Origin of the sequence: Nitrososphaera sp. (genome assembly GCF_050748925.1) — an archaeon.
GTDB lineage: Archaea > Thermoproteota > Nitrososphaeria > Nitrososphaerales > Nitrososphaeraceae > Nitrososphaera.
In genome coordinates, this window is sequence record NZ_JBOGQF010000160.1 from 1 (window position 1) to 3,611 (window position 3,611).

Genomic DNA, 3,611 nt, shown 5'->3' on the forward strand with positions numbered 1-3,611 from the left:
ATTTCGCGCTTTACATAAAGCACGCCGACGCCCGTCGGGCCGAGCATCTTGTGCGCCGAAAACGCCATAAAGTCGCAGTCCATCTTTTGCACGTCGACCGGCATGTGGGGCACCGACTGCGCGCCGTCCACGAGCACCGGGATGCCTTTCTCGTGCGACATCTTTATCATCTTTTCAATCGGCACAATCGTCCCTAGCACGTTTGACATCTGAGACACCGAGACCAGCTTTACCTTTTTGCTTGCGAGGTATTTCTCGTACTCTTGCATCTTTAGATATCCAGAATCGTCGACGCCGATGTATTCCAGTTTCGCGCCTTTTTCCTGCGTCAGTATCTGCCAAGGCACGATGTTGCTGTGGTGTTCGATTTCCGATATGACTATCTTGTCGCCCCTGCTCACGTTGGCCCTGCCCCACGAATACGACACCAGGTTTATCGCCTCGGTGGTGTTGCGGGTGAATATTATCTCGTCGGTGTGACGCGCGTTGATGAACTTGGCAATCTTTTGCCTTGTCTCCTCGTACGCTATGGTGGCCTCTTCTGCCATCTGGTGCACCGCCCTGTGGATGTTGGAATTATAGTTGGAGTAATAGTCGCTGATGGCGTTGATGACTGCGAGCGGCTTTTGCGTCGTCGCAGCGTTGTCAAGGTAGACGAGCTGCTTGCCGCCCATCACCTTCCGCTTCAGTATGGGAAAGTCCTGGCGAATTTTTTTGACGTTCAGGGCGCTCTTTTGCATCATGGCGTTAATCTAACTTGATGTAAATTCCCTCGTCCTGTATTTTAACCTTGTAAGTCTTTAGCGCGGCAGTTGCTGGAGGGTTCTGCGGCGTGCCGTCTGACAGTTTAAAGGCCGAAAGGTGCAGCGGGCACGTGACGGTGCACGCGTCCTCGTTCATGAACCCAGTCGTCAGGTCGGCGTAGGCGTGGGTGCATATCCTGTCAACCGCGTACAGCTGGCCGGCCGCCTTTGCGACCATGATCTTTATGCCCGCGCAGTCAAACTCGATCATCTCGCCATTAGAGAGCGACTTTTCGCCGCAGACGCGCACCCACTCTTCCATGTCGGGCTACCTGTACTTGTAGTGCTTTTCGAAAATGTCCTGCGTTTCTCTGTAGCGGGACTTTTCAACTTCCAGTATCTGCTCCATCGCCTCGTCGGTCCTGAGCATCAGCTCGTTGCCCTGCCACTTGTTCTCGATCAGGTAGTTGACCCATGCCCTGATGGTGGGGCCCATCTTTCTTGACAGCGGTTCCAGAAATCCCGAGACTATCTCGCGCTTGGCGCCTTCCCTGTTCAACCCCCTCGTCATGAGGTAATAGATCTGGCCCTCGTCCATCTGCGCGACTGACGCCGCGTGGGTCGCCCTGACCTCGTTTGTCAGGATCTCGAGGCCCGGGATGGAATCCGACTTGGCGCCCTTGTCAAGCAGGATTGCATGGCCTGAAAGGTACGACTCTGTCCCCTTGCCGTCCTTGCCAATCTTGATCATTCCCTTGAACAATGATTTTGAAGTGTCCTTCATCACCGACTTGACCTGGACCTTCCCCCGCGAGTACTGGCCGTTGTGTATGAGGTTTGACGTGACGTCAAAGGACTGGTTGTTGATGCCAAACACTATCTCGGTGTCTTCTCCCAGCGCACCGGCGCCCTTCATTATGCTGTCGGTCCTGTACCTCGACAGCATGCTGCCAAACATGCCGACGTACCACGACATCTTGGCGTCCCTTTCTACAAACGCTTTCCTGTTTGAAACTGCCACGGTATCCATGCCCATCGCCTGCAGGGTCACCGCTTCAAGGTGCGCGTTCGGTTTTACAGATGTTTCAATGAGCTCAAAGTATCCCTGCTGCGTCTCGCTGCCCGCGCCGGGCGCATAAAGTTCCTGCACGATGGTCGCCTTGGACCCCTCCTCTGCTACAAAGATGTTCCTTGAAACGAGAGAAGTGCCGTCATCTGCAAGCGACGTTATTATCCTTATAGGATCCTCGACCACCACGTTCCTTGGGATGTGTATGAATATGCCTGACTGGAACGCTGCCGCTTCAAATGCCATGTACCTGTCTTCCTGGTAGTCGAGCGGGTTTGCCTCCATGTGCGCCCTGACAAGGTCGCCGTGCTTGGCTATTGCATCCTTTATGCCGGTGACGATGACGCCCAGCTTGGCTACGCTGTCCTTGACAAACACCCTGCTTATCTCTGCACCTATCTGCATGATGCCTGTCTCTTTTTCCAGCTCTTCAAGCCTCTTGGCAAGGTCGCTGCTCACATTTTGCTTTGCCGGCGCAAGCGACAGATGCACGTTCTGGGGCTTTATCCTGTTGGTGTCTGAATATTTTGAATAAAGGGGCGAGACTTCGGCCGGCAACGAGAGGTATTTTGTCAGCGCGTCCCTGCGGCTCTTGGAGAGCCACTCCGGCTCGCCTGCCGCTATAGTGTCTACGTTAGATGCGTCGATCCCTGCGAGCGTGGTTGCCATTTCTTTCACCAAAAAATAAAAGGCCTAGCCGACCGAGCCTTCCATCTCCATCTTGATGAGCCGGGTAAGCTCTACGGCATATTCCATTGGCAGCTCTTTTGTGAACGGGTCCATGAACCCGCCTACTATCAGCGACAGCGCGTCGGACTCGGAATATCCCCTGCTCATGAGGTAGAATATCTGGTCCTCTCCTATCTTGCCAACAGTGGCCTCGTGGGTGATGGTCGCGTCGTCTTCGTTGACCTCTATGTACGGATACGTGTCGGTCCTCGATTGCTCGTCTAGCAACAGCGCGTCGCACCTGACGTTTGATTTCACGCCGGTCGCGCCCTTGGCCACGTGCAGCAGGCCCCTGTATGTTGTGCGACCAGAGTCCTTGCTGACGGATTTGCTCGTGACCCTGGAAGTCGTGTTTGGAGCCAGGTGTACGACCTTGGCTCCTGCGTCCTGGTGCATCCCAGATCCTGCAAATGCGACTGACACTATTTCTGCGTGCGCATTCTTGCCCAGCATGTAGACTCCCGGATACTTCATTGTCAGCTTGCTTCCAATGTTTCCATCTATCCACTCTACCTTCGCGCCTTCATACGCATACGCCCTCTTGGTCACGAGGTTGTAGACGTCCTTGCTCCAGTTCTGGATGGTAGTGTAGCGGATCCTTGCGCCCTTCTTGGCAATCAGCTCTACCACTGCAGAGTGGAGCGACTCTGTCGAATACACTGGCGCCGTGCAGCCCTCGATGTAGTGGACGTCTGCGCCCTCGTCTGCGATGATGAGCGTCCTTTCAAACTGGCCGATGTTTTCTGCGTTAATCCTGAAATACGCCTGCAGCGGCAGGTCGACCTTTACGTTTGGCGGGATGTAGATGAACGAGCCGCCGGACCACACTGCGCTGTTGAGCGCCGCAAACTTGTTGTCCTCTGGCGGGATGACCTTGCCAAAGTGCTTCTTTACTATCTCTGGGTATTCCTTTACCGCGCTGTCAGTGTCTGTAAAGATGACGCCCTGCTTCTGCAGGTCTTCGCGCAGGTTGTGGTAGACGACTTCAGACTCGTACTGCGCGCCGACGCCTGCGAGGAATTTTCTTTCCGCTTCTGGAATCCCGAGCTTTTCAAAAGTATTTCTTACAG

Annotated in this window: 4 protein-coding genes; all 4 read right to left on the bottom strand. The window is 54.5% G+C overall.

Features of this window, described 5'->3' with window-relative positions; all coding sequences use genetic code 11:
* A partial coding sequence (locus ACREAY_RS10610) for an aminotransferase class V-fold PLP-dependent enzyme (RefSeq protein ID WP_431755742.1) occupies nucleotides 1-740 on the bottom strand: 740 nt, incomplete at its 3' end.
* 7 nt (nucleotides 741-747) lie between these two features.
* Nucleotides 748-1,065, bottom strand: coding sequence for a Rieske (2Fe-2S) protein (locus tag ACREAY_RS10615; RefSeq protein ID WP_431755743.1), 318 nt, complete (start codon nucleotides 1,063-1,065; stop codon nucleotides 748-750).
* A 6-nt stretch (nucleotides 1,066-1,071) separates the two neighbouring features.
* A complete protein-coding gene (locus ACREAY_RS10620) occupies nucleotides 1,072-2,481 on the bottom strand; it encodes a SufB/SufD family protein (protein WP_431755744.1) in 1,410 nt (469 codons plus the stop codon).
* Between the two features lie 24 nt (nucleotides 2,482-2,505).
* The coding region (sufB, locus tag ACREAY_RS10625) for a Fe-S cluster assembly protein SufB (RefSeq protein WP_431755745.1) at nucleotides 2,506-3,611 on the bottom strand (1,106 nt) is incomplete at its 5' end.